This window comes from Paenibacillus sp. D51F (assembly GCF_053345695.1).
In genome coordinates this window covers 22359-44645 of the sequence record NZ_JBKFAO010000006.1, presented here as the reverse complement: position 1 = coordinate 44645, position 22287 = coordinate 22359, and the positions used below count along the sequence as shown (strand labels likewise).

The following is a 22287-nucleotide window of genomic DNA, read 5'->3' as shown; positions in this document are numbered from 1 at the left end:
TGAGAAGGCTTGCCCTGCGCCACAAGCTATACCTTATGCTTCCGGCGTGCTGCCGCCCTGGTTCGCGCCGGCATCGCCGCCGCTCGCAGGAGGAGCTCCCGCGCCGCCTTTGTTCTTCTTGCGGCGGGAACGGCTGCGCTTGGAAGGGCCGCCCTCGGCAGCGGCCGGAGCCGCCGCGGAGTCGCCTTCATTGCGGTCGAAGTCCGCGAAGATCTCTTGGATATCGACATCCGTCACCTGGCGGATGGAAGGCGCCGTGCTGCCGCCCTTACGCTTCTTGCGGCGCTGGCGATTGCCTGCCGACGTGCTGTCCTGCGGCGCTGCCGTCGTCTCCTGCGGAACCGCGGAGATGACAGGACCGCGTCCGCCCTTAGGAGGACGGGAGCCGCCGCGAGGGCCGCCCTCTCCGCCGGCTGCCGGGCCGCGGCCTTTGCCGCCGCCCGGAGCGCCTGCGCCCGGACGTCCGCCGGCACGGTTGCCCATGCTGCTCGGCGGAACCGGAAGGCCCCACATATCCATACGCTTCGAGCTCTCTGTCTTGCCGCCCTCGCGCACGCTCCACGGATTGTCATCCCGTACATTAGGGATGTCCTCCGGCATGCTGCCCCGCCAGCCATTCGGCCCGAAACCGCTGTCGCGGCGGCCTCTGCCGCCGCTGCGCGGTCCGCGTGCGGCTGCTGCGCCCTGGCCGCGCGCGCCGGCAGGAGCTCCGCCGCCGCGCTTCGCTGCCTGGCCGCGTCCGCCGCCTGCCGGTGCTGCCGGCGCGGCTGCGCTGCGCTCGGCGGTCTTGCCGCCGGCTCCAGCGCGTGCGGCTTGGCCGTTGTCGCTGCCGCCTCTTGGCGCAGCGCCTTCCTTGCCGCGGCGGCCTCTGCCGCCGCGGTTGCGGTTGCCCCGCGCTCCGCCCTGCTGGGCTCCTGCGCGATTGCCGCTCTCGACCATGGCGAAATCGATCGTATGGTCATCCATATTTACACGCTCCACGCGCACTTTCACCTCGTCCCCGATGCGATACATGTTGGAGGTGCGCTCACCGATGAGGACCATTTTCTGATCGTCAAAGTGGTAATAGTCGTCGCTCAGATCGCTGAGTCGAATCAGACCTTCTACCGTGTTCGGCAGCTCCACGAAAATTCCGAAGCCGGTCACGCTGCTGATGATGCCCGTGAACTCTTCTCCTACTTTATCAAGCATAAATTGACATTTCTTAAGCTGGTCCGTATCCCGCTCCGCGTCTACGGCTGCCCGCTCGCGCTCGGACGATTGCTGGGCAATCTCCGGCATCCGGGCAGTCAGCGTCTCCAGACGCGACTCGGACAGCGTTCCGCCGCTCTCCAGCACCTCTCGGATCACCCTGTGGATGACCAGATCGGGATAACGCCGGATCGGCGACGTGAAGTGGCTGTAGAACTCCGCGGCCAGGCCGTAATGGCCAAGGCTCTGGGCATCGTAACGGGCCTGCTTCATGGAACGGAGCATCATCGTCGAGAGGATGGTCTGTTCCTTTGTTCCTTTGATCTCTTCCAGCAGCGATTGAAGCGCCTTGGGATGGACCGCGTTGCCTTTGCCCTTGATGGCGTAGCCGAAGTTGGAAGCGATCGTGATGAAGGTCATCAGCTTCTCGTTGTCGGGATTCTCATGGACCCGGTACAGGAACGGAACCTTGAGCCAGTAGAAATGCTCCGCTACCGTCTCGTTGGCCGCCAGCATGAATTCCTCGATGATCATCTCGGCGACGGAACGCTCGCGCTTCACGATGTCGATCGGCTTGCCCTCGTCGTCCACGATGATCTTGGACTCTTGGAAGTCGAAGTCGACCGCGCCGCGCTTCATGCGCTGGCGGCGAAGCTTCATCGCCAGCTCCTCCATGAGATGGAACATCGGCACGAGATCCGCATAACGCTCCATCAGGCGGGCTTTTTCCTCGCGGCGCTCGGCGCGCTCCTGGCGCTCGGCAGCTTCCCGAACGGCCCGGTCCTCCTCGCTTTCTTGAGGAACGGAAGCTTCTCCGGCTGCAAAAGCATCCAGCTGGTCGAAATCCTCCGGACTGCTCCGGACAACCTCTCCCTTACGGTTGCGGTTCCGGTTGCGGGTAGGCTCCGGAGTTTCCGACAGCCAAGGATGTTGCGGTCCGGGACCGGACTTGTCCAGCGCGGCGGAATGTCCAGCAGCAGCCTGGCCTTCGTCCGGCACATGGCCGTCCTCGTCGGAGGCGAACTCCGAATCCTCCGGCAGAGGACCGGCATCGCTGGTCTCGATGATGAGGCCCATGCCGCCCGGAGGCAGCTTCTCGGCCTGCAGCAGCTCAGCCGCATCCTCTTCGTCCTCCAGGTAATCGGCCGAATGCTCGTCCGTTTCCTCTTCTTCGGGAATGCCGGCGTCTCCGCCTTCGATGATGAGACCCATACCGCCCTCAGGCAGCCGCTCGGCATGGCCGCGCAGGCTCTCGTCCACTTCCGCTTCCTCATCGGAACCGGCATGGCGAATGTCCTCGCCAGCATCTCCTTGGGCGCGGCGATGGGATTCCTCCATCAGCGCGTTCGTGCTGACGACATCCTCCTCCGCCTCGTCCGGAGCCAGTATCTTGCGCACATTCGTATAGGACATGCGCTCCTTGGTCCGAATGACGCTCGTGAAGATATCATGGCGAACCCGTTTCAGCGTGCTGGCGTCGAACTCCATCTCGCAGGACATCGTCAGACGGTCCACCTGCGGATGCAGGGAACAGATGCCGTTGGAGAGGCGATGCGGCAGCATCGGAATGACCCTGTCGGTCAAATAGACGCTTGTCCCGCGGCGGTAAGCTTCCTGGTCCAGAGCGGATTTGTCCCGGACATAGTAACTGACATCGGCAATATGAACGCCGAGCAAATAATTGCCGTTGGGCAGCCGCTCGACTTGAACGGCATCGTCGAGGTCCTTGGCATCCTCGCCGTCGATCGTGACGACCGTCTTGCCGCGCAGATCGCGGCGGCCCTGGCTGATGATCTCTTCCTCGGTAATGGCATCCGGAGCCGCCTCGGCTTCCTCCATGACGTCGTCGGGGAAGCTCTCCGGCAGCTGGTGCTTGCGGATGATGGAGAGGATGTCGACACCGGGATCGTTCTTGTGCCCGAGCACCTCGACGATCTCGCCTTGAGCTGCCGCCCGGCCTTCCGGATAGTTCGTAATGCGGGCTACGACCTTCATGCCGGTCACAGCGCCGCCGAAGGATCCCTGGGGCACGAAAATATCGCGGTTGATGCGCTTGTCGTCCGGCGTGACAAAACCGAACGTCTCATGGCTCTCGAACGTTCCGACGAGCTGGGAAACGGCGCGTTCCACGATCTGGACGACTTCGCCTTCCATGCGGCCTCCGCCAGGAGTCCGCTCCGTCACTTTGACGAGCAGAATATCGCCGTTCATGGCGGTGCCGAGGTCATTCGCGCCGATATACACGTCTGCATGGGTCTTGTCCTCCGGAATGAGGAAGCCAAAGCCCTTGGCATGCGCCTGCAGACGTCCTTTCAACAAATTCAGATGCTGAGGCAATCCATAAGCCCCGCTGTCGGTGCGAAGCAAGGTGCCTTCGTCTTCCAGCTCATTGAGAAGCTTGAGAAACGCTTTGAAATCGGAGGCATTGTCGATGCCCAGCTGCCTTTCGAGCTCTTGATACGTCATCGGCTTGTACGCCGGCTGGTTCATCAAGTCCAGCAAGTCTTGTTTCGTTGTCATCGTTCTCCTTCTCACCTCATGCCGTCGGGCGCCCGTAGGTGCTGGCAGATCCAACCACTTTCTCTATATCATGTAGTATACACGAAATACGGCTTCATCAACCTACCTGCGCGACAAAAAAAAGAAAAAGCGGGGATCTCCCCCGCTTTATCGATGCATTCGGCTTGCTATTTCAGGTAAGCGACCAGAAGCGCCAGGATGAAAAATCCGGCTGCCAGTCCAATCGTCAGGCGCTGCAGGAACAGATCCAGTCCGCGAGCTTTCTGCTTGCCGAACAGGTGCTCCGCTCCGCCGGAGATCGCTCCGGAGAGGCCTGCGCTCTTGCCCTTTTGCAGCAATACGACCGCAATCAAACCAAGGGAAAAAATCACGAGCAGAATTTTCAGAAATGTATCCATGCGTTTGTTACCTCCCAGCTTTCGTACAGCCTCCCGGCTGCCTGCCGCTAATGAATAGCTGAAGTTTTGCACATGCAGATCGCCTTCCACGCCGCGGAAAACGGTTTGCATGGGCAAAACCGTTCATGAACAGCACTCTGATTGTACCATAGGCATCCGCCCGAGAACAAGAGAAAGCCGCTGGACTCTTCCGGGCCGGAAGAGTCCAGCGGCTCATCGGCGCTTCTCTCAGTAGCCTTTGCTGCGAAGGTATTCGAGGCTGAGCTTCGCGCTCTCGAGCGAGGAGCTGGCGAACTCCTCCTGCTCCACGATGAAATACTCGATGCCGGCATTCTCGGCAATGGCGAAGACGCTCTCGAAATCAACGACTCCGCTGCCCACTTCCGTATCGCGGCGGCCGTCCCCGAAGTCCTTCAGATGGATGACCGGAGTGCGTCCGGCATATTTCTTGACGTATTCCGCAGGCGATTGGCCGCCCATATGCACCCAGCCGAGGTCGAATTCCATGATCATCAGATCGGCAGGAATCTTCTCCAGCAAAATGTCGATGAGCGGCTTGCCGTCCACCATCTTGAATTCGAAGTCATGGTTGTGGTAGCCGTACATCAGGCCTGCTTCCTTGACCTGGCGAGCCGCGCGCTCGAGAGTCGCCGCGAGGCTGTCTACATCGGCCATTGTAGGGCTCTCAGGCAACGGAGCCCACGGAGTAATAATATACTTGAGTCCGATTTCCTTGGCGAATTCAATCTGCTTGGCCAGATCGGATTCGATCTTGTCCGGTTCGTTGAAGCTCAGGCCGACGTGTGCGGATACCGCTTTGATGCCGGCTTCCTCCATCGCCTTTTTCAAGTCTGCCGCGCTCGTGTTGAAATATCCGGCGAATTCCACGTACTCATAGCCCATTTCAGCTACCTTGCTGATCGTTCCGAGGAAGTCCTTTTCCGTCTGGTCGCGGAGCGTGTATAGCTGCAATCCGACTTGAGGTTTTGCCATAATTCCAAACACCGCCTGTTCGATTGGGATAGCTACAGTATAGCGCTTTCAATCGCACACAACTATGCCCGTTTTTGTGCCGTTTGTTTGTGATTTTGGCACGAGCGTCCTGAGCCTCCATTCAGGAGTGCCGCTGTTCACTGGGGAATCGGCACTATTGGGAGCCATTGGTCCGTTCCTTTTTTCGTCCCGACGCATAGTCTTCGTACCGGGTATCAGAACCGCTCTTGAGGACATAACCTCCGTTTTTCGTTCCGATTCAGCTCTTTTCAAAACGTGCCGGACATACGATCCGTTATTTGTCCCGATTCAGCTTTTTTCAGATCGTATCGGACATACGATCCGCTATTTGTCCCGATTCAGCCCTTTTTAGATCGTATCGGACATACGATCCGTTATTTGTGAACAATTATCTCTTTCCCGATTGAAAACGAGGAAATAACGGAACGTATGTCCGATAAAAATGAAATTCCGGCATATCCTCGAAAATAACGGATCCTATGTCCGATAGCTTGATCCAGCCCGCTTTTTCAGCATATCCGCGTTGAATCTAGTCTCCATCTACATTCTCATTCTCATTCTATGCCTGATCGATTCCGACCTTCATTCTACTCAGTTGTCTAGCTCAATCCCTACCCTTGCCGGTCCTTTGCCGCTACCTTGCCGTCTCCGTTGCCGTTGTCGTTACCTTGCCGTCTCCGTTGCCGTTGTCGTTACCTTGCCGTTGTATTAACTTGCCGTTGCCTTTACCTTGCCGTTGCCGCTACTTTGCCGTTGCTGTTACCTTGCCTTTTCCTTGCCTTTTCCTTGCCTTTTCCTTGCCTTTTCCTTGCCTTTTCCTTGCCTTTTCCTTGCCTTTTCCTTGCCTTTTCCTTGTTTTATCCAATCCCATTCCAATCCCCCTTGCCTCCACCGGTCCAAAAGAATCGTTCAGCCTCATCTCCGACTCGCTCAAGCAAATAAAAGTCTATTGCACCGCCCATGACCGCCAAGACCGCCCATGACCGCCCTTGCCATCACTTCCCTAATCCAAACCCTTCATCCCCCCACCCGCTTGTTCTGTGCCGCGCCAGCCGAATGCAAAAAAATCCCCTGCGCGCACACGCAGGGGATTCCGCTGAACCTTCCCGGCCGGCATCAAGCCAGCCGGAAATGTCCGGAAATGTTCTTATTTCTTGAGGTTTTTGAGGTTGTAGAACGCGCTGCGGCCGGCGTATTGAGCCGTGGAACCGAGCTGGTCCTCGATGCGGAGCAGTTGGTTGTACTTCGCTACGCGGTCCGTACGGGAAGGAGCGCCCGTCTTAATCTGGCCGGCGTTCGTCGCAACGGCGATGTCGGCGATCGTGCTGTCTTCGCTCTCGCCGGAACGGTGGGAGATGACAGCCGTGTAGCCAGCGCGCTTCGCCATTTCGATCGCGTCGAAAGTCTCGGTCAGGGAACCGATTTGGTTGACTTTGACGAGGATGGAGTTGCCCACGCCTTTGTCGATGCCGTCGGAGAGGCGCTCGGTGTTGGTGACGAACAGGTCGTCGCCGACGAGCTGGACTTTGCCGCCGAGCTTGTCGGTCAGCAGCTTCCAACCTTCCCAGTCGTCTTCGGAGCAGCCGTCTTCGATCGTGAGGATCGGGTACTTGTCCGCCCAGCTGGCGAGCAGGTCGACGAACTCGGCCGAAGTGTAAGACTTGCCTTCGCCTTCGAGATGGTACTTGCCGTCTTTGTAGAACTCGGTGGAAGCAACGTCCATGCCGAGGAAGACGTCGACGCCCGGCTTGTAGCCCGCGCGCTCGATTGCGGAGATGATCGTCGTGATCGCCTCTTCATTGGAGCCGAGGTTTGGAGCGAAGCCGCCTTCGTCGCCTACAGCCGTGTTCAGGCCTTTGTCCTTGAGGACGGACTTCAGGTTGTGGAAGATTTCAGCGCCGATGCGCAGAGCTTCCTTGAAGCTTTCAGCGCCGACAGGCAGAACCATGAACTCCTGCACGTCGACGTTGTTGTCGGCATGCTCGCCGCCGTTGATGATGTTCATCATCGGAACCGGCAGCACTTTGGCGTTGAATCCGCCGAGGTACGTGTAGAGCGGGATGTCCAGAGCGTCCGCAGCCGCGCGGGCTACAGCCATGGACACGGCCAGGATCGCGTTCGCGCCCAGCTTGCCTTTGTTGTGCGTGCCGTCGAGCTCGATCATCTTGCGGTCGATCAGCACTTGATCAAGAGCGTCGAGGCCGATGATTTCCGGAGCGATCAGCGTGTTTACATTTTCAACGGCTTTCAGAACGCCTTTGCCGAGGTAGCGGCCTTTGTCGCCGTCGCGAAGCTCTACAGCCTCGTAAGCGCCGGTGGATGCGCCGGATGGTACGATGGCGCGGCCTTTGCCGCCGGATTCCAGGGATACTTCCACTTCAACCGTAGGGTTGCCGCGGGAGTCGAGCACTTCGCGTGCGTATACGTCAACGATGATAGACATAATGTTTGAACACTCCTTATCGAATGTGGGGTTGCAGACAGATCCGCCTGCTTGGCTGGCACTGAGAACAGTATACCAGCCACAGCGCTTCGGGACGAGTTTCCGCCTTTGATTTTTGGCAAAAGGAGGCCGAATTATCCGGGCTGGCCGGTTCGCTCCAGCTCCCTTTGCATCTATTCCGCCTAAAACCGCCTGGCGGCTTGGCCGCAAGAGGGCGCCTTACGCCTTGTTGATCAGGCTTTGGCCGGTCATTTCAACCGGCTGCGGCAGCTCGAGCAGGTCGAGCAGCGTCGGCGCGATGTCGGCCAGAATGCCGTTCTCGCGAAGCGTGACGCCCTGCTTGGTGACGATCAGCGGCACCGGGTTGGTCGTATGAGCCGTGAACGGGCGTCCATCCGGTCCGATGACCATGTCCGCGTTGCCGTGGTCGGCCGTGATGAGCACGACGCCGCCTTTGGCGAGCACGGCGTCCACAACGCGGCCCATGCACTCGTCCGTCGCCTCGACCGCCTTGATCGTCGGCTCCAGCATGCCGGAGTGGCCGACCATGTCGGGGTTCGCGAAGTTCAGGATGATCGCGTCATGCTTGTCGGAGTTGATCTCGCGCACGGCGGCGTCCGCCACCTCGTAGGCGCTCATCTCCGGCTGCAGGTCGTAGGTCGCAACCTTAGGGGAGTTGATCAGGACGCGGGTTTCGCCCGGCAGCTCCTGGTCGCGTCCGCCGCTGAAGAAGAACGTCACATGCGGATATTTCTCCGTCTCGGCGATCCGCAGCTGCGTTTTGCCCTGCTGCACGAGCACCTCGCCGAACGTGTTGTCGAGGTTCTTCGGCTTGTAGGCGACGAAGCCTCCGACCGACTCGCTGAACAGCGTCAGGCAGACGAAGTACAGATCCTTTGGAGCCTTGTCGCCGCGGTCGAAGCCGCGGAAGTCTTCGTTCATGAACACTTGGGACAGCTGGATGGCGCGGTCCGGGCGGAAGTTGAAGAACACGACCGCGTCCTCGGACTCCACCAGCGTGACCGGCTGGCCGTCTGCCTCGGTGATGACCGTCGGCATGACGAATTCGTCCATGACGGATTTCTCGTACGATTCACGCACGGCGCGGATCGGATCGGTGTATTTCGGACCGTCTCCGTACACCATCGCGCGGTAGGATTTCTCCACGCGCTCCCAGCGCTTGTCGCGGTCCATCGCATAGTAGCGGCCCTGGACCGTAGCGATCCGGCCGACGCCGAGCTCTTCGATCTTCGCCTGCAGCTCGGTCAGGTAGCCGACTGCGCTGTCCGGAGCGACGTCGCGTCCGTCGAGGAAGGCATGGACGTACACCTGATCCAGCCCTTCCTTCTTGGCCAGCTCAAGCAGCGCGAACAGATGCTGGATATGGCTGTGCACGCCGCCGTCGCTGAGCAGGCCGTACAGATGCAGCTTCTTGCCGTTCAGCTTGGCATGGCGCACGGCGCCGAGCAGCGTGTCGTTGTCGAAGAACTCGCCGTCGCGGATCGACTTCGTAATCCGGGTGAGGTCCTGATAGACGATGCGTCCCGCGCCGATATTCAGATGGCCTACCTCGGAGTTGCCCATCTGGCCTTCAGGAAGGCCGACGGCTTCGCCGCAGGCGGTCAGCGTCGTATGGGGGAACTGGGCCATGAAGCGATCGTAGTTCGGCTTGTTGGCCTGAGCGACCGCATTGCCCACGACATCATTGCGGAGGCCGAAGCCGTCCATGATGATCAGTGCGACCGGTTTGGGAGCCATGTTACTTCGCCCCCTCGACCAGAGCAATGTAGGAAGCCGGTTCCAGACTTGCGCCGCCCACGAGGGCGCCGTCGATGTTCGCCTGGCCCATATATTCCTTCACGTTGGCGGGCTTCACGCTGCCGCCGTATTGGATGCGGACCGCGTCCGCCGTCGCTTGGCCGTACAATCCGGCAACGACTTCACGGATGTAGGCAATGACATCCTCGGCGTCTTCAGCCGTGGAGGACTTGCCGGTTCCGATCGCCCAGATCGGCTCGTAGGCGATGACGACTTCCGCAGCCTGCTCGGCGGAGAGGCCTTGGAACGCGCCTTCCGTCTGCACTTTGCATACGTTTTTCGTGTCGCCGGCTTCGCGCTCTTCGAGCTTCTCGCCGACGCAGAGAATCGGGGTCAGGCCGTGCTTGAACGCGGCCGCGACTTTCTTGTTCACGATCTCGTCCGTCTCGCCGAAGTACGCGCGGCGCTCGGAGTGGCCGACGATGACGTATTTCACGCCGAGATCGGCCAGCATGAGACCGGAGATCTCACCCGTGAACGCGCCGTTGTCTTCGAAATGAAGGTTTTGCGCGCCGATGGCGATTTTCGTTCCTTTGGCCGCCTCGACGAGGGCCGGCAGCGTCGTGTACGGAGCGCAGATGACGCTCTCGACGCCGTCGACCTCGGCTCCGCCTTTCACTTCGCTGAAGAAGGATACGGCCTCGGATACCGTTTTGAACATCTTCCAGTTGCCTGCGATGATGGGAGTTCTTGCCATGACGATCATTCCTCTCCTGAAAAATGGCATGGTTTGGATCCGCAGGGGGCTGCGCAGACGAAAGACCGTTCCAATCGCTCTTGAACACCGGATTCCTCTATTCCTTCAACCCTTCAAAGGTTGGAATCCGGCCTTCAAATGCGAACGTCAGCCCTGTTCCGTCCATTGACGATGTCAACGGTGAGAACAGGATCCGACTTTTCCACGGCCATTTCGCCCACTCCGCTATTGCGGACCAAACACGAAGCCTTTTCCTCTCGCTCCACTCGGGAGAAAGAGATGTTACTTATCGTTAAGGGCGACTACGCCCGGAAGAACCTTGCCTTCCATGAACTCCAGGGAAGCGCCGCCGCCCGTGGAGATATGGTCCATCTTGTCGGCGAGATGGAATTTCTCGGCTGCCGCAGCGGAATCGCCGCCGCCGATGACCGTGTAGCCTTCCGTCTCGGCGCATGCTTGAGCAACGGCACGGGTGCCATGCGAGAACGGCTCGATCTCGAATACGCCCATCGGGCCGTTCCAGACGACCAGCTTGGATTCCTTGATGACTTTGGCATAGATTTCACGGGTTTTCGGCCCGATGTCGATGCCTTCCCAGTCAGCCGGAATTCCGTCTACGTCGACGATCTTCGTGTTGGCATCCTTGCTGAAGTCGTCGGATACGACGATATCGACCGGAATCAGGAAGTTCTTGCCGAGCTTCTTGGCTTTCTCGATGAATTCGAGAGCAAGGTCCAGCTTGGAGTTGTCCACGAGGGATTGTCCGATTTCATGGCCTTGAGCCTTGAAGAACGTGTAGGACAGGCCGCCGCCGATGATGATGTTGTCGGCGATCTCGATCATCTTGTTGATGACGTCGATCTTGTCCTTGACCTTGGAACCGCCGACGATGGCCGTGAACGGACGCTCCGGATTGTTCAGCGCTTTGCCGAGCACTTCCAGCTCTTTCTCCATCAAAAGGCCGGATACGGCCGGAAGCAGATGGGCGATGCCTTCCGTGGAAGCATGGGCGCGGTGAGCGGCTCCGAAGGCGTCATTCACGAACAGGTCGGCCAGAGAAGCAAGCTGCTTGGCGAATTCCGGATCGTTCTTCTCCTCGCCCGGGTTGAAGCGGGTGTTCTCGAGCAGCAGGACGTCGCCGTCCTGCAGCGCGGCGGCTTTGGCCTGCGCATCGGGACCGGCGGTATCGTCGGCTTTGGCGACCGGCTTGCCGATCAGCTCGGCCAGGCGCGCAGCGACCGGAGTCAGGCGCAGCTCTTCCTTCACTTCGCCGCCAGGACGGCCGAAGTGCGCGGCCAGAATGACGCGCGCGCCCTTCTCGATCAGGTACTGGATCGTAGGCAGCGTTTCCCGGATCCGGGTGTCATCGGTAATCGATCCATTTTCCATCGGCACGTTGAAATCGACGCGTACGAATACGCGTTTGCCCGCTACTTCCACATCACGAACGCTCTTCTTGTTCACAGCTGCTCGCCCTCCCGGTAGTGATTTCTATGGATAAAACATTGCTAAAGAGGAGAACGATCAATCGTCTCTCCTCTTTAGCTGTGGAATCGTCTATGCGATTAGGGACTTCTTACAGGCCTTTGGAAGCGATGTAAGCAGCCAGGTCGACGACACGGTTGGAGTAGCCCCACTCGTTGTCGTACCAGGAGATGACTTTGACCATGTTGCCTTCAACAACCATCGTCGACAGGGCGTCGATCGTGGAGGAAGCCGCATTGCCGTTGTAGTCGCTCGATACGAGCGGCTCTTCGGAGTAGAACAGGATGCCTTTCATGGAGCCTTCGGAAGCTTCCTTCAGGGCAGCGTTCACTTCTTCAACCGTTACATTCGATTTCACTTCGGCTACGAGATCCGTTACGGAAACGTTTTTCGTAGGAACGCGCATAGCCATGCCGTTCAGCTTGCCTTTGAGCTCAGGCAGAACGAGGGATACGGCTTTGGCAGCGCCCGTGGAGGAAGGAATGATGTTTTCTGCGGCAGCGCGTGCGCGGCGCAGATCCTTGTGAGGAACGTCCAGTACGGATTGGTCGTTCGTGTAGGAGTGGATCGTCGTCATCATGCCTTTTACGATGCCGAACTTGTCGTTCAGAACTTTGGCGAAAGGAGCCAGGCAGTTCGTCGTACAAGAAGCGTTGGAGATGACCGTGTGAGCGGAAGCGTCGTATTGCTCTTCGTTTACGCCCATGACGATCGTGATGTCTTCGTTTGTTGCCGGAGCGGAGATGATGACTTTTTTCGCTCCGCCTTTAAGGTGAAGCTCGGCTTTTTCTTTAGCCGTGAAGATGCCCGTCGATTCAACGACGATCTCGGCGCCTACGGAGCCCCAAGGCAGGTTCTCCGGGTTGCGCTCTGCAAAGACTTTGATCTCGCGGCCGTTGACGACAAGCGCGCCTTCTTTAGCTTCTACCGTAGCGTCCAGGACGCCGTGGGTGGTGTCATATTTGAGCAGGTGGGCCAGCGTTTTCGTGTCCGTCAGGTCGTTCACAGCGACGATTTGAACCTCGCTGTTATTCAGTGCTGCGCGGAAGACGTTGCGTCCGATACGGCCAAATCCGTTAATACCAACTTTAACCATGGTTGATATTCCTCCTGTTAAATGAAGTTTGATGATGCATTTATCTCAAAGCAATTCGCATGCCCTGCCCCTGGCAGGCGCAGAGCCCGCGGATTGCCATGAAAACAAGTTTGTCCGCGCGGCGCGCATGGACAAGAACCATTATCACCTTGCGGCATGGCTCTTATTCCGTCAGCGCCGCGATTTCGAGGGCGGCAGCCTCGTCGGTGACGAGGATGTCCTCGTGGCCGAACCTCAGAACCGCCGAGATGGCCTCCGCCTTGGAGCGGCCGCCGGCCACACCGATGACGACCTCGGTCGTCGCGATGTCCTCGAGCCGGATGCCGGCTGTCTGCATCTTGTGCACGACGTTGCCGCTGCGGTCGAAGTAGTAGCCCCAGGCTTCGGCAAGCGCGCCGTCCGCCTTGAGCGAGTCGGCAAGCGCGCCGTCGATCCGTCTGCGCCGGGCCATCACCATGGCATCTCCGATGCCGTGAATGACGATGCGCGCGCTGCGGATGACCTCGACGATCTCCTTCACTCCGGGCTCCTGCATGAGGCTCGTGTAGGCCTCTTCGCTGAGATGGTCCGGGACGTGAAGCATCCGGTACTGCGCCCCCGTCCGCTTGGCCATCGTCGAGACGATCGTGCTCGCCTGGTATTCCAGGCTCTCTCCGAGCCCGCCCCGTGCCGGCACGAACAGGTTGCTCCGACGCGGCGAGCTCGAGGCGAGCTGCGACGCGACGCCCGCAAGCGTCGTGCCTCCGGTCACCGCCACGACATCCCGCTCGCCCAGCACCTGCAGGAGCGCTGCGGCTCCGGCGCGGCCAAGCTCCCGCTTGGCGCTATCCGATTTCTCGGAATCGCCGGGAACGATGATGACCTTCTGCAAGCCGAACCGCTGCTTGAGCTTCTCCTCCAGATCGCTGAGGCCAAGCAGCCCTCCGAGCTCGGGCTCCATCTCCTCCAGCAGCCGTCGTCCGGCCGGGCTGATGGACATGCCGGAGGATTTGATCTCAAGCAAGCCTTGCTCCTTGAGAAAATCCGTCTCCGCCCTCAGCACCCTCTCTGTCATCGACAGGGAGGCAGCCAGAGTCCGGCGGCCGATCATATCCGAGAGCATGACTTGGTGCAGGATCGCATAACGGCGGCGGAGCGTATCGACGAGATCCGGAACGAGCTGACGCTGCAAATCAATAATGCTGCGCATGAGCGCCCCCACTCCACTCGTGCATGGCCATAATGGGACATTTTTAGTCCCAGCCATTCATTTTACGTCCCACACCATCATTTTACCTCTTTTAGATAACCCCCGCAAGTGAGGAATACCCGATGTAAACGGTTGCCGACACCCGATTTCCGGATTTCTTTTCACGGAAACCTTTAGTGTTGCTTTTTCCTGCCAGCTGTTATACAATCTTAGACGTTACGTTTTTACAAGCGCCCGTGGTCCAATGGATATGACGTAGGCCTCCGGAGCCTGAGATCTAGGTTCGATTCCTAGCGGGCGCGCCAATTTACACATATGGATTCATACATAGAAGGATCGGCATCCGTGCCGATCCTTTTTTTGCATCCGGAGGGGATCGGACTTAGGATCGAAAGGCGCCTCATCGCTTCCGGCTGCCGAACGGAAGCTCCTGGTTTAAAGAATAAGGAAGCCGGTTAAACTGGGCTATTGACGGCTGTCCCGACTTCTTTGACCAAATTTGACTTTAAAATCGCAATCCATTAAAATGAAAAAGCAGCACCCCGCATATCCACTATTTATGAAGGTTATAAGGAGGGACTCGCACTTGGACATGAATTTTGTGCCTATGGTCATCGAGCAAAGCAACCGCGGTGAGCGCGCCTATGATATTTATTCCCGGCTGCTCAAGGACCGCATCATCTTCCTCGGCACCGGCGTCAACGATGTGGTGGCCAATTCCATCATCGCCCAAATGCTGTTCCTTGCAGCGGACGACCCGGAGAAGGACATCTCGCTTTATATCAACAGCCCCGGCGGCTCCATCACGGCCGGCATGGCGATCTACGACACGATGCAGTTCATCAAGCCGGATGTCTCCACGATCTGCGTCGGCATGGCGGCTTCCATGGGTGCGTTCCTGCTGACAGCAGGCGCCAAGGGCAAGCGGTACGCGCTGCCGAACAGCGAGGTCATGATTCACCAGCCGCTCGGAGGAGCCGAAGGCCAGGCGAGCGACATCGAGATCCGTGCCCGCCGCATCCTCAAGATGCGCGACAAGCTGAACGCCATCCTGTCCGAGCGTACCGGCCAGCCGCTGGAGCGCATCGAGAAGGATACCGACCGCGACAACTTCATGAGCGCGGAAGAGGCGACGGCTTACGGCCTCGTCGACAAAGTGATCGAGAAGCTGTAAGCTCGGCTGAATAGACAAAAGAACAGCAGCCCCCGGATTTTCCGGGGGCTGCTGTTCTTTTGTCTATTTGAGGGAGAACAATACGGTAATGTCGGAGGTGACGTCGACCTCGCCTGCATCCACGACGGTGTTGGCCGAAGAATCCGACGCTGCTGCCATCTTCATCTGTGCTCTCTCGATGATCGGCTGCACGACCTGGGCTCCATTCTCCGAGATCGAAACGACCTCGCCGAGCGTGCGGCCCGATGCCTGGGCCAGCGTCATCGCTTTGACCTTGGCGGCTTCCACTGCCTTCTGCAGCGCCTGCTGCGTGTAGGCATCTCCTTTTTCCGTTCCGAAGGAGATGTTGTTGATCCGGTTGGCGCCGGCCGCTGCAAGACCGTCGACGAGATCGCCGGTCTTATCCATGTTGCGGTAGGAAATCTGGATGTCCTGCACCGCCGTGTATCCGGTCAGCACTTGGCCTTCCTTATCCGTATAGCGGTATTGCGGCTGCACCGAATAGTTCGTCGTCTTCAGATCCTTCTCCGCGACTCCGAAAGTGCCTGTCAGCGCCTTGCGCACGGCGTCGTATTTCTTGGCCGCTCCAGCCTGCGCTTCCTTGGCCGTCTTGGCCGTCACCGATACGCCAGCCGATACATAGGCGATATCCGGTGCGACCGACACCTTGCCTTTACCCGTTACGGCGACTGTATTCAACACTGCATTCTCCGTTCCTGCGGCAAATGCCGGCTTGTTGAGCGGCTGACCGCCAAAGGCATTCCACGCCATCAAAGATCCCGCTGTGATTCCCGCCGCTAGAAGCAGCACCTTGCTCTTATGCATCAGCCCGCCAGCCGCATTTCGTTTGTCCATTCCCAGCGCCTCCTTAGGTGTTGTCCTCTTGAAACGGCATGCAGATCCAAAAGGTTGCATTTACCATCAAGGATTGACGATATTGTTTACTTTGAGACCTGAAAGCGGACGGAGCCGAGTCTCAGGCGGACTCAGCCTGAGAAGGGATGGCCCGGCTTGCCGTAAATCCCAGCCTCCAGCCCGGTTCCATGCCGGGCATAGCTTGCAGTATCCGCCGGCTGCAGCACGGTTTGATTGGCATCGGACATACCTTCCGTTTCCGGCGCCCCAATTCGATTTGACGACGAACGAACATCACATACGGTAACCATACTGTTTCAACAGCCTTAATCCCGATTTGGTTTGTATCGGGTATCCTTCGACATCGGCCGGCTTCAGCCCAATTCCATGTTATCGGACATACGATCCGCTATTTCAACGATTTCAGCCCATTTTGAATCTTATCGGACATACGATCCGCTATTTCGGGCCAAACGTGTCCATTCGACCCTTTTTAAAGAAAATAACGGATCTCATGTCCGTTAAATTTATTTTAATGGCAAAATCGAACCAAATAACGGATCCTATGTCCGATACCGATTTCAGCTTCTTCGCTAAAGGCATTGCTCTGCCTCCAACCGACTATTCGCATTGAATGCCTGATGCAGAAGCGACGCTTGCCAGGATACTGCGACCCCAATGTCACCCCGCCCATGCTCCATTCCGACACTCCGAACCAGTAATCGGCCCTAACAACCCTATAACGACGTCTGTTCAAAAGTTCCGCCAACCAACCAAAGCCGGTTTCAGATCAGAAACACACTCGAGACAACCAGCCTGCGGAAATCAAAAAAAGCCCCCTGCGGGAGCTTTCGTGAAGCGCGTCCAAGGCTGCTCTTGCAGCGCCCGGAGGCTGATTTATTGGTTCTCGAGCTCTTCCTTGCTCACCAGGGAAACTAAAGCGTTTACAGCCTGCTCTGCATCGGAACCCTCGGCACTGACGTAAACTTCCGTGCCGGAGCTGATGGCAAGGCTCATGATGCCCATGATGGACTTGGCGTTTACTTTCTTCTCGTCCTTTTCCACGAAAATCTCGGAAGAGAACTTGTTCGCTTCCTGCACGAAGAGTGCAGCCGGTCTTGCGTGAAGACCCGTCTTGAGTCTAACGACAACGGGTTGTCTGGTCATGAAATCTATACCCCCTAGTTCATTTTCACTGCTGCAACGGCGCTTCACGCGCTCGGTAACATCATCCGTTTCAGGTATGAGGAAATCTGGCCACGATTGCTACCATTATACCATCGGCCCGTGTAAGTTAAAAGTTCAGCTTCCACGCAATTTTTCGGCCAGCTCATCGATCTTGCGAAGCCTGTGGTTCACGCCGGACTTGCTGACGGAGCCCTTCAGCATCTCGCCGACTTCCTTGAGGTTCATGTCGGGATGCAGAAGACGGATTTCCGCCACCTCGCGGAGCTTCTCCGGCAGGTTCTCCAGCCCCATTTCCTTCTGCAGCAGACGGATATTGTCGATCTGGCGCACAGCTGCCCCGATCGTCTTGTTGAGGTTGGCCGTCTCGCAGTTGACGATGCGGTTGACGGAGTTCCTCATGTCGCGCATGATGCGGACATCCTCGAATTTGAACAAAGCCTGATGAGCGCCGATGATGTTCAGCAGCTCGATGATCTTCTCGCCTTCCTTGATGTAGAAGATGAATCCCTTCTTGCGCTCGATGCATCGGGCGTTCAGCCCGAATTTGTTGGCCAGCGCCACCAATGCCCCGCAATGCTCCTCGTACATGCAGGAAATCTCCAAATGATAAGAGGAGCCTTCGGGGTTGTTGACGGAGCCGCCGGCCAGAAAAGCGCCGCGCAGGTAAGCGCGCTTGCAGCAAGGACGTTTGATCATATTCTTATCTATGCCCTGATTGAACATGAATCCTTCGGAAACGATGTTCAGATCCTTGAGAATTTCCTGGACCTTGGCCGGAATCCGGACAATGTAGACATTGTTCTTCTTCAGCCTCATCTTCTTGCGGACAAGCAGCTCGGTGTGGACGTCGAATATCTTCTTGATCAGGCTGTAGATCCGGCGCGCGATGGCCGCATTCTCCGTCGAGATGTCGAGGATGACCTTGCGGCTAACCAAGTGGACCGATCCGTTCATCCGGATCAGAGCGGACAGCTCCGCCCGTTCGCAGCAGGCGTCCTGGTTGTCCACGAGCGTCAGTTCTTTTTTTGTCTGGGCCGCAAAGCTCATCTCTTCACCCCTTTCTCTGCATCCAGCTCTCTACAAGCTGATATATATGATGGCTCAACCGCACGGCATCATGCCGTAAATAAGTACGGAACAACACCAGGCGGTCCGCGATGACCTTGTATCCCCGGCGCGTAACTTCGTCCAGATCGAGCTGGACAGCCTTCGCTCCCAATTCCGCATAACGGTCCTGGACCTGCGGCGGAATCTCGCCGTCGTTGACGATGACGTAATCGAACAGCTGGTGGCCGATATGACGGTGCACCGCTTCCAGATGATCGCTCACCGCATAATCGTCCGTCTCGCCCGGCTGGGTCATGACGTTGCAGATGAAAATCTTGATCGCATTCGACTGAACGATGCATTCCGCCAGCTTCGGCACGAGCAGATTGGGAATAATGCTCGTGTACAGGCTGCCGGGTCCGATCAGGATCGCATCCGCTTCCTGAATCGCCTGGCACGCTTCCTCGAGCGGCTCCACGTCGGGAGGCTCGATGAACACCCGCTTGATCGGCTGCCCGGCCAGCGGAATGTTGGACTCGCCCTCGACGATGCTTCCGTCCTCCAGCTCGGCCTTGAGCACGATTGCCTGATCCGACGCCGGCAGCACCGTGCCGCGCACGGCGAGCACCCGGCTCAGCTCCCTGACTCCGGTCACGAAGTCGCCGGATATATCCGTCATCGCCGCCAGCATGAGATTGCCCAGGCTGTGGCCGGCAAGTCCGGTGCCGCTCGGGAACCGGTATTGGAGCATCTCCGATAAAAGCGGCTCGACATCCGCCAGCGCCATGAGCACGTTGCGGATGTCGCCCGGAGGAGGAATTTGGAGCTCGCTGCGAAGGACGCCGGAGCTGCCTCCGTCATCGGCTACGGTGACGATCGCCGTGATGTCGAGCGGCTTCTCCTTGAGGCCGCGGAGCATGACGGACAACCCGGTGCCACCGCCGATGACAACGATTTTCGGAAGTGGAGTCTTTGTTTTGCTGCTTGCCATATAAGCCCCGCCTTATGGACGGTCACGTCCGGCATCGCGATGGCTTACCCGGACAGACTCCGTCTCGCTGCTGCCGAGCATGCGCCCGAGATATTCCGAAATGGCTACGGAACGGTGCTTGCCGCCCGTGCAGCCGATTCCGATGACGACTTGACTCTTGCCCTCCTTGCGGTACAGGGGGATGAGAAATTGCAGCATGTCGAGAAGCTTGGTAAGAAACATCTGTGTATCCGGCCACTTCATAACATATTCATATACATCCTGTTCCTGTCCGGTGCGGGGACGCAGATGCTCGACATAATGGGGATTGGGCAGGAACCGGACGTCGTAGATCAGATCGGCGTCGATCGGAATGCCGTACTTGAAGCCGAACGAGGTGACATTGACCGAGAACGGCGCCTGCTTGGCATTGGTGAAACGCGAAATGATGGACTCCTTGAGCTCGGCCGGCTTCAGCTTGCTCGTGTCGATCGTCTGCGTCGCCGAATTTTTGAGCTCCTCCAGCAGCTGCCTCTCCAGATGGATGCCTTCGAGCGGCAAGCCGTTGGGAGCGAGCGGATGCCGGCGCCGGCTTTCCTTGTAGCGGCGTACGAGAACGTCGTCGGTCGCGTCCAGGAACAGAATCTCATGCTGGAAGGTGAAATGGTTCTTGATATAATCGAGCGACTCCGACAAAGCGGTGAAAAATTCGCGGCCGCGCAAATCGATGACGAGCGCCACTTTGGCGATTTTGCCGTTGGAGCCGTCGATCAGCTCGGCAAACTTCGGGATGAGCACCGGAGGCAGATTGTCGACGCAAAAGAACCCGAGATCCTCGAGGCTCTGAACTGCGATCGTCTTGCCTGCGCCGGACATGCCCGTAATGATGACCAGCTTGGGCGTATTCGTTTCCATATGCCGTTCCTCCCTAGGGGGGTGCCGGAATAAATCCGCCGATCCATATCCAGCCCCCGGGTTGGCTTCGCCTGCTAAGAGCGGAGAATGAGTCCGGCCGCGCCGACGACGCCTGCATCGTTGCCGAGTGTAGCGGCGACGATCTCTACGCCTTCCTTGGCTTGGTCCTGCGTATATTTGGCGAACACTTCGCGGATCTGATCGAACAGGAAATCGCCGGCCTTGGCAACGCCTCCGCCGATGATGAAGCGCTGCGGATTCAGGATGACAGCGGTAGCAGCCATCGATCTGCCCAGGTAATAGGCGGCGCGGTTCACGATGCGGGATGCCACTTCGTCGCCTGCTTTGGCGGCGTCGATGACTTCCTTGGCCATGATGTTGGGCTCGAGAGACAGCGACGTGCGGTCGCCGCGCTCAACGGCATCCTTGGCCATGCGGATGATGCCGGTCGCGGAGGATACCGTCTCCAGGCAGCCGGTTTTGCCGCAAGTGCACTGGATCGCTTCCAGATCGGGCACGATCGACATGTGGCCGAGCTCTCCGGCCATCCCGCCGAAGCCTTCATAGATGCGGCCGTTGATGATGACTCCGCCCCCTACGCCGGTGCCTAGCGTGTAGCAGACGCAGTTCGGAATGCCGCGGCCCGCTCCGGCCCAAGCTTCGCCGAGAGCGGCGACATTGGCGTCGTTGTTGACCTTGACGGTCTTGTTCAACTTCTCTTCAAGCAGCTGCTTGAGAGGCACGTTGCGTATATTCAAATTGTTGGAGAACTTCACGATGCCATTCGGGATGTCCAGGAAACCTGCGATCCCGACGCCGACTCCGCCTACTTGTTCCCAGGCAAAGCCCGCCTCGCCGACTACATGGCGCACGTACGCCACGATGTTGTCCACGATGCGATCTGCGCCCTGGGAAGCTTCCGTCGGGCCCTCATACGTCCGGAGCAGCTCACCCACCGCGCTGCAAACTCCAACTTTAATGGCGGTGCCGCCGATATCCGCTCCAACGTAGATTGTTTCTGACATGTGTTAGCCACCTCAATTATAAGTTAACTTCTTTAAGTTACTATAAGGCAAGCCATAGTCCAGGTCAAGGTAACAACGCGGCCCGGCGAATCGCGCCGCCACCGCGCCTGCCGGTTCCAAGCGCAGCCGAGAAAATCCCGGAAAACCGCGAATTCGAGTCTCTTGAACTCTCCTTATCTGAACCGAATCTCCCCGGAAAGGCTGAAAAAAGCCGCCACCCGGTCAACTGGCATTGATCCGGATAGCAGCTCTATGGGATAAGCTCGATTACAGCGTCTGGCTCCAGTCATGCACCATGGAGCCTTCCAGGAACTTCTCGCAGTCCAGCGCTGCCATGCAGCCGCTGCCGGCGGCCGTAATGGCCTGGCGGTACTTCAAGTCCTGCACGTCGCCGCAAGCGAATACGCCCGGGACGTTCGTTTCCGTCGTTCCCGGCTTCACCATGATGTAGCCATGATCGTCGGTATCGATCTGGCCGCCCAGGAACTTCGTGTTCGGCGTGTGGCCGATGGCGACGAAGATGCCGTTCGTCTCCAGGATCTCCTCTTGTCCGCTCTCGTTGTTGCGGACCTTCAGGCCGGTTACGCCGAGCGGGCCAGCCACAACTTCAACCGGCGTGCGGTTGAGTGCGAAGTTGATTTTCTCGTTCTCTTTGGCGCGGTCCTGCATGATCTTGGAGGCGCGCATCTCGTCGCGGCGGTGAACCAGATCGACGTTGGTCGCAAAGCGGGTGAGGAAGTTGGCTTCCTCCATGGCGGAATCGCCGCCGCCGACCACGATGATCTTTTTGCCGCGGAAGAAGAATCCGTCGCATGTAGCGCAAGTGCTCACTCCGCGGCCGACGTTCTCCTTCTCTCCGGGAATGCCGAGGTAACGCGCGGATGCGCCGGTCGAGATGATCAGGGATTCGGCGACAAGCTCTCCTTGGCCTTCCACCTGGATCTTGAACGGACGCTCCGACAGGTCGACGCTGTTGACCCAGCCCGTGCGGAATTCAGCGCCGAAACGCTCGGCCTGCTTGCGCATGTTGGCCATGAGCTCAGGGCCCATGATGCCATCCGGGAAACCGGGGAAGTTCTCGACTTCCGTCGTCGTTGTCAGCTGGCCGCCCGGCTCCGGACCTTCGATGACGAGAGGGTTGAGGTTGGCGCGAGCCAGATAGATTGCAGCGGTCAAACCGGACGGGCCGGTACCGATGATAATGGATTTGTACATGAATGTTACCTCCTAAATTGCCTGCTTGATTATAATTATTCTTATTC

The 22287-nt window shown here is 58.4% G+C and carries 18 protein-coding genes and 1 tRNA gene; 2 read left to right on the top strand and 17 right to left on the bottom strand.

All coding sequences use genetic code 11. From position 1 onward, the window contains the following. Positions 1-33: 33 nt before the first annotated feature. The 10 genes from ACLBWT_RS12600 to ACLBWT_RS12555 form a co-directional block, all read right to left on the bottom strand. Positions 34-3711: a VacB/RNase II family 3'-5' exoribonuclease gene (locus ACLBWT_RS12600; protein ID WP_447663459.1), complete on the bottom strand. Its 3678-nt coding sequence runs from the start codon at positions 3709-3711 to the stop codon at positions 34-36. Positions 3712-3878: 167 nt separating this feature from the next. Beyond that, a complete protein-coding gene (secG, locus tag ACLBWT_RS12595; RefSeq protein WP_048744964.1) occupies positions 3879-4109 on the bottom strand; it encodes a preprotein translocase subunit SecG in 231 nt (76 codons plus the stop codon). A gap of 228 nt (positions 4110-4337) precedes the next feature. Continuing rightward, on the bottom strand, positions 4338-5102 hold the full coding sequence (locus tag ACLBWT_RS12590) for a sugar phosphate isomerase/epimerase family protein (RefSeq protein ID WP_447663458.1): 765 nt from the start codon (positions 5100-5102) through the stop codon (positions 4338-4340). A gap of 763 nt (positions 5103-5865) precedes the next feature. Then, positions 5866-5994 carry a hypothetical protein gene (locus tag ACLBWT_RS12585; protein WP_447663457.1) on the bottom strand — a complete coding sequence of 43 codons (129 nt, stop codon included), beginning with the start codon at positions 5992-5994 and terminating at the stop codon, positions 5866-5868. 276 nt (positions 5995-6270) lie between these two features. After that, positions 6271-7566, bottom strand: coding sequence for a phosphopyruvate hydratase (gene eno, locus ACLBWT_RS12580; RefSeq protein ID WP_076359093.1), 1296 nt, complete (start codon positions 7564-7566; stop codon positions 6271-6273). Positions 7567-7785: 219 nt separating this feature from the next. After that, positions 7786-9324, bottom strand: coding sequence for a 2,3-bisphosphoglycerate-independent phosphoglycerate mutase (gene gpmI / locus ACLBWT_RS12575; protein WP_447663456.1), 1539 nt, complete (start codon positions 9322-9324; stop codon positions 7786-7788). A gap of 1 nt (position 9325) precedes the next feature. After that, positions 9326-10081, bottom strand: coding sequence for a triose-phosphate isomerase (tpiA, locus tag ACLBWT_RS12570; RefSeq protein ID WP_447663455.1), 756 nt, complete (start codon positions 10079-10081; stop codon positions 9326-9328). A gap of 282 nt (positions 10082-10363) precedes the next feature. Then, positions 10364-11545, bottom strand: a complete 1182-nt coding sequence (locus ACLBWT_RS12565; RefSeq protein WP_447663454.1) for a phosphoglycerate kinase — start codon at positions 11543-11545, stop codon at positions 10364-10366. A gap of 112 nt (positions 11546-11657) precedes the next feature. After that, a complete protein-coding gene (gene gap, locus ACLBWT_RS12560) occupies positions 11658-12662 on the bottom strand; it encodes a type I glyceraldehyde-3-phosphate dehydrogenase (RefSeq protein ID WP_447663453.1) in 1005 nt (334 codons plus the stop codon). Positions 12663-12825: 163 nt separating this feature from the next. Further along, entirely contained in the window at positions 12826-13851 is a 1026-nt protein-coding gene (locus ACLBWT_RS12555; protein WP_447663452.1) for a sugar-binding transcriptional regulator, read from the bottom strand. Positions 13852-14081: 230 nt separating this feature from the next. Here ACLBWT_RS12555 and ACLBWT_RS12550 point away from each other — a divergent pair. Further along, positions 14082-14156: transfer RNA gene (locus tag ACLBWT_RS12550), tRNA-Arg, on the top strand. Between the two features lie 287 nt (positions 14157-14443). Then, positions 14444-15025: an ATP-dependent Clp endopeptidase proteolytic subunit ClpP gene (clpP, locus tag ACLBWT_RS12545; RefSeq protein ID WP_174806401.1), complete on the top strand. Its 582-nt coding sequence runs from the start codon at positions 14444-14446 to the stop codon at positions 15023-15025. Between the two features lie 63 nt (positions 15026-15088). On the opposite strand, the gene ACLBWT_RS12540 is transcribed toward clpP, so the two are convergent. The 7 genes from ACLBWT_RS12540 to trxB all read right to left on the bottom strand — a co-directional run bounded on the left by ACLBWT_RS12540 (position 15089) and on the right by trxB (position 22240). After that, a complete protein-coding gene (locus tag ACLBWT_RS12540) occupies positions 15089-15880 on the bottom strand; it encodes an SIMPL domain-containing protein (RefSeq protein ID WP_447663451.1) in 792 nt (263 codons plus the stop codon). 897 nt (positions 15881-16777) lie between these two features. Next, a complete protein-coding gene (locus ACLBWT_RS12535) occupies positions 16778-17047 on the bottom strand; it encodes an HPr family phosphocarrier protein (RefSeq protein ID WP_048745351.1) in 270 nt (89 codons plus the stop codon). Positions 17048-17182: 135 nt separating this feature from the next. After that, entirely contained in the window at positions 17183-18115 is a 933-nt protein-coding gene (gene whiA, locus ACLBWT_RS12530) for a DNA-binding protein WhiA (protein ID WP_447663450.1), read from the bottom strand. Positions 18116-18119: 4 nt separating this feature from the next. Beyond that, entirely contained in the window at positions 18120-19106 is a 987-nt protein-coding gene (locus tag ACLBWT_RS12525) for a gluconeogenesis factor YvcK family protein (RefSeq protein WP_447663449.1), read from the bottom strand. Between the two features lie 12 nt (positions 19107-19118). After that, positions 19119-20000 carry an RNase adapter RapZ gene (gene rapZ, locus ACLBWT_RS12520; RefSeq protein ID WP_447663448.1) on the bottom strand — a complete coding sequence of 294 codons (882 nt, stop codon included), beginning with the start codon at positions 19998-20000 and terminating at the stop codon, positions 19119-19121. Positions 20001-20074: 74 nt separating this feature from the next. Next, positions 20075-21025: an ROK family glucokinase gene (locus ACLBWT_RS12515; RefSeq protein ID WP_447663447.1), complete on the bottom strand. Its 951-nt coding sequence runs from the start codon at positions 21023-21025 to the stop codon at positions 20075-20077. Between the two features lie 267 nt (positions 21026-21292). Continuing rightward, complete coding sequence (trxB, locus tag ACLBWT_RS12510; RefSeq protein ID WP_447663446.1) at positions 21293-22240, bottom strand: thioredoxin-disulfide reductase; 948 nt, start codon at positions 22238-22240, stop codon at positions 21293-21295. Positions 22241-22287: the final 47 nt, after the last annotated feature.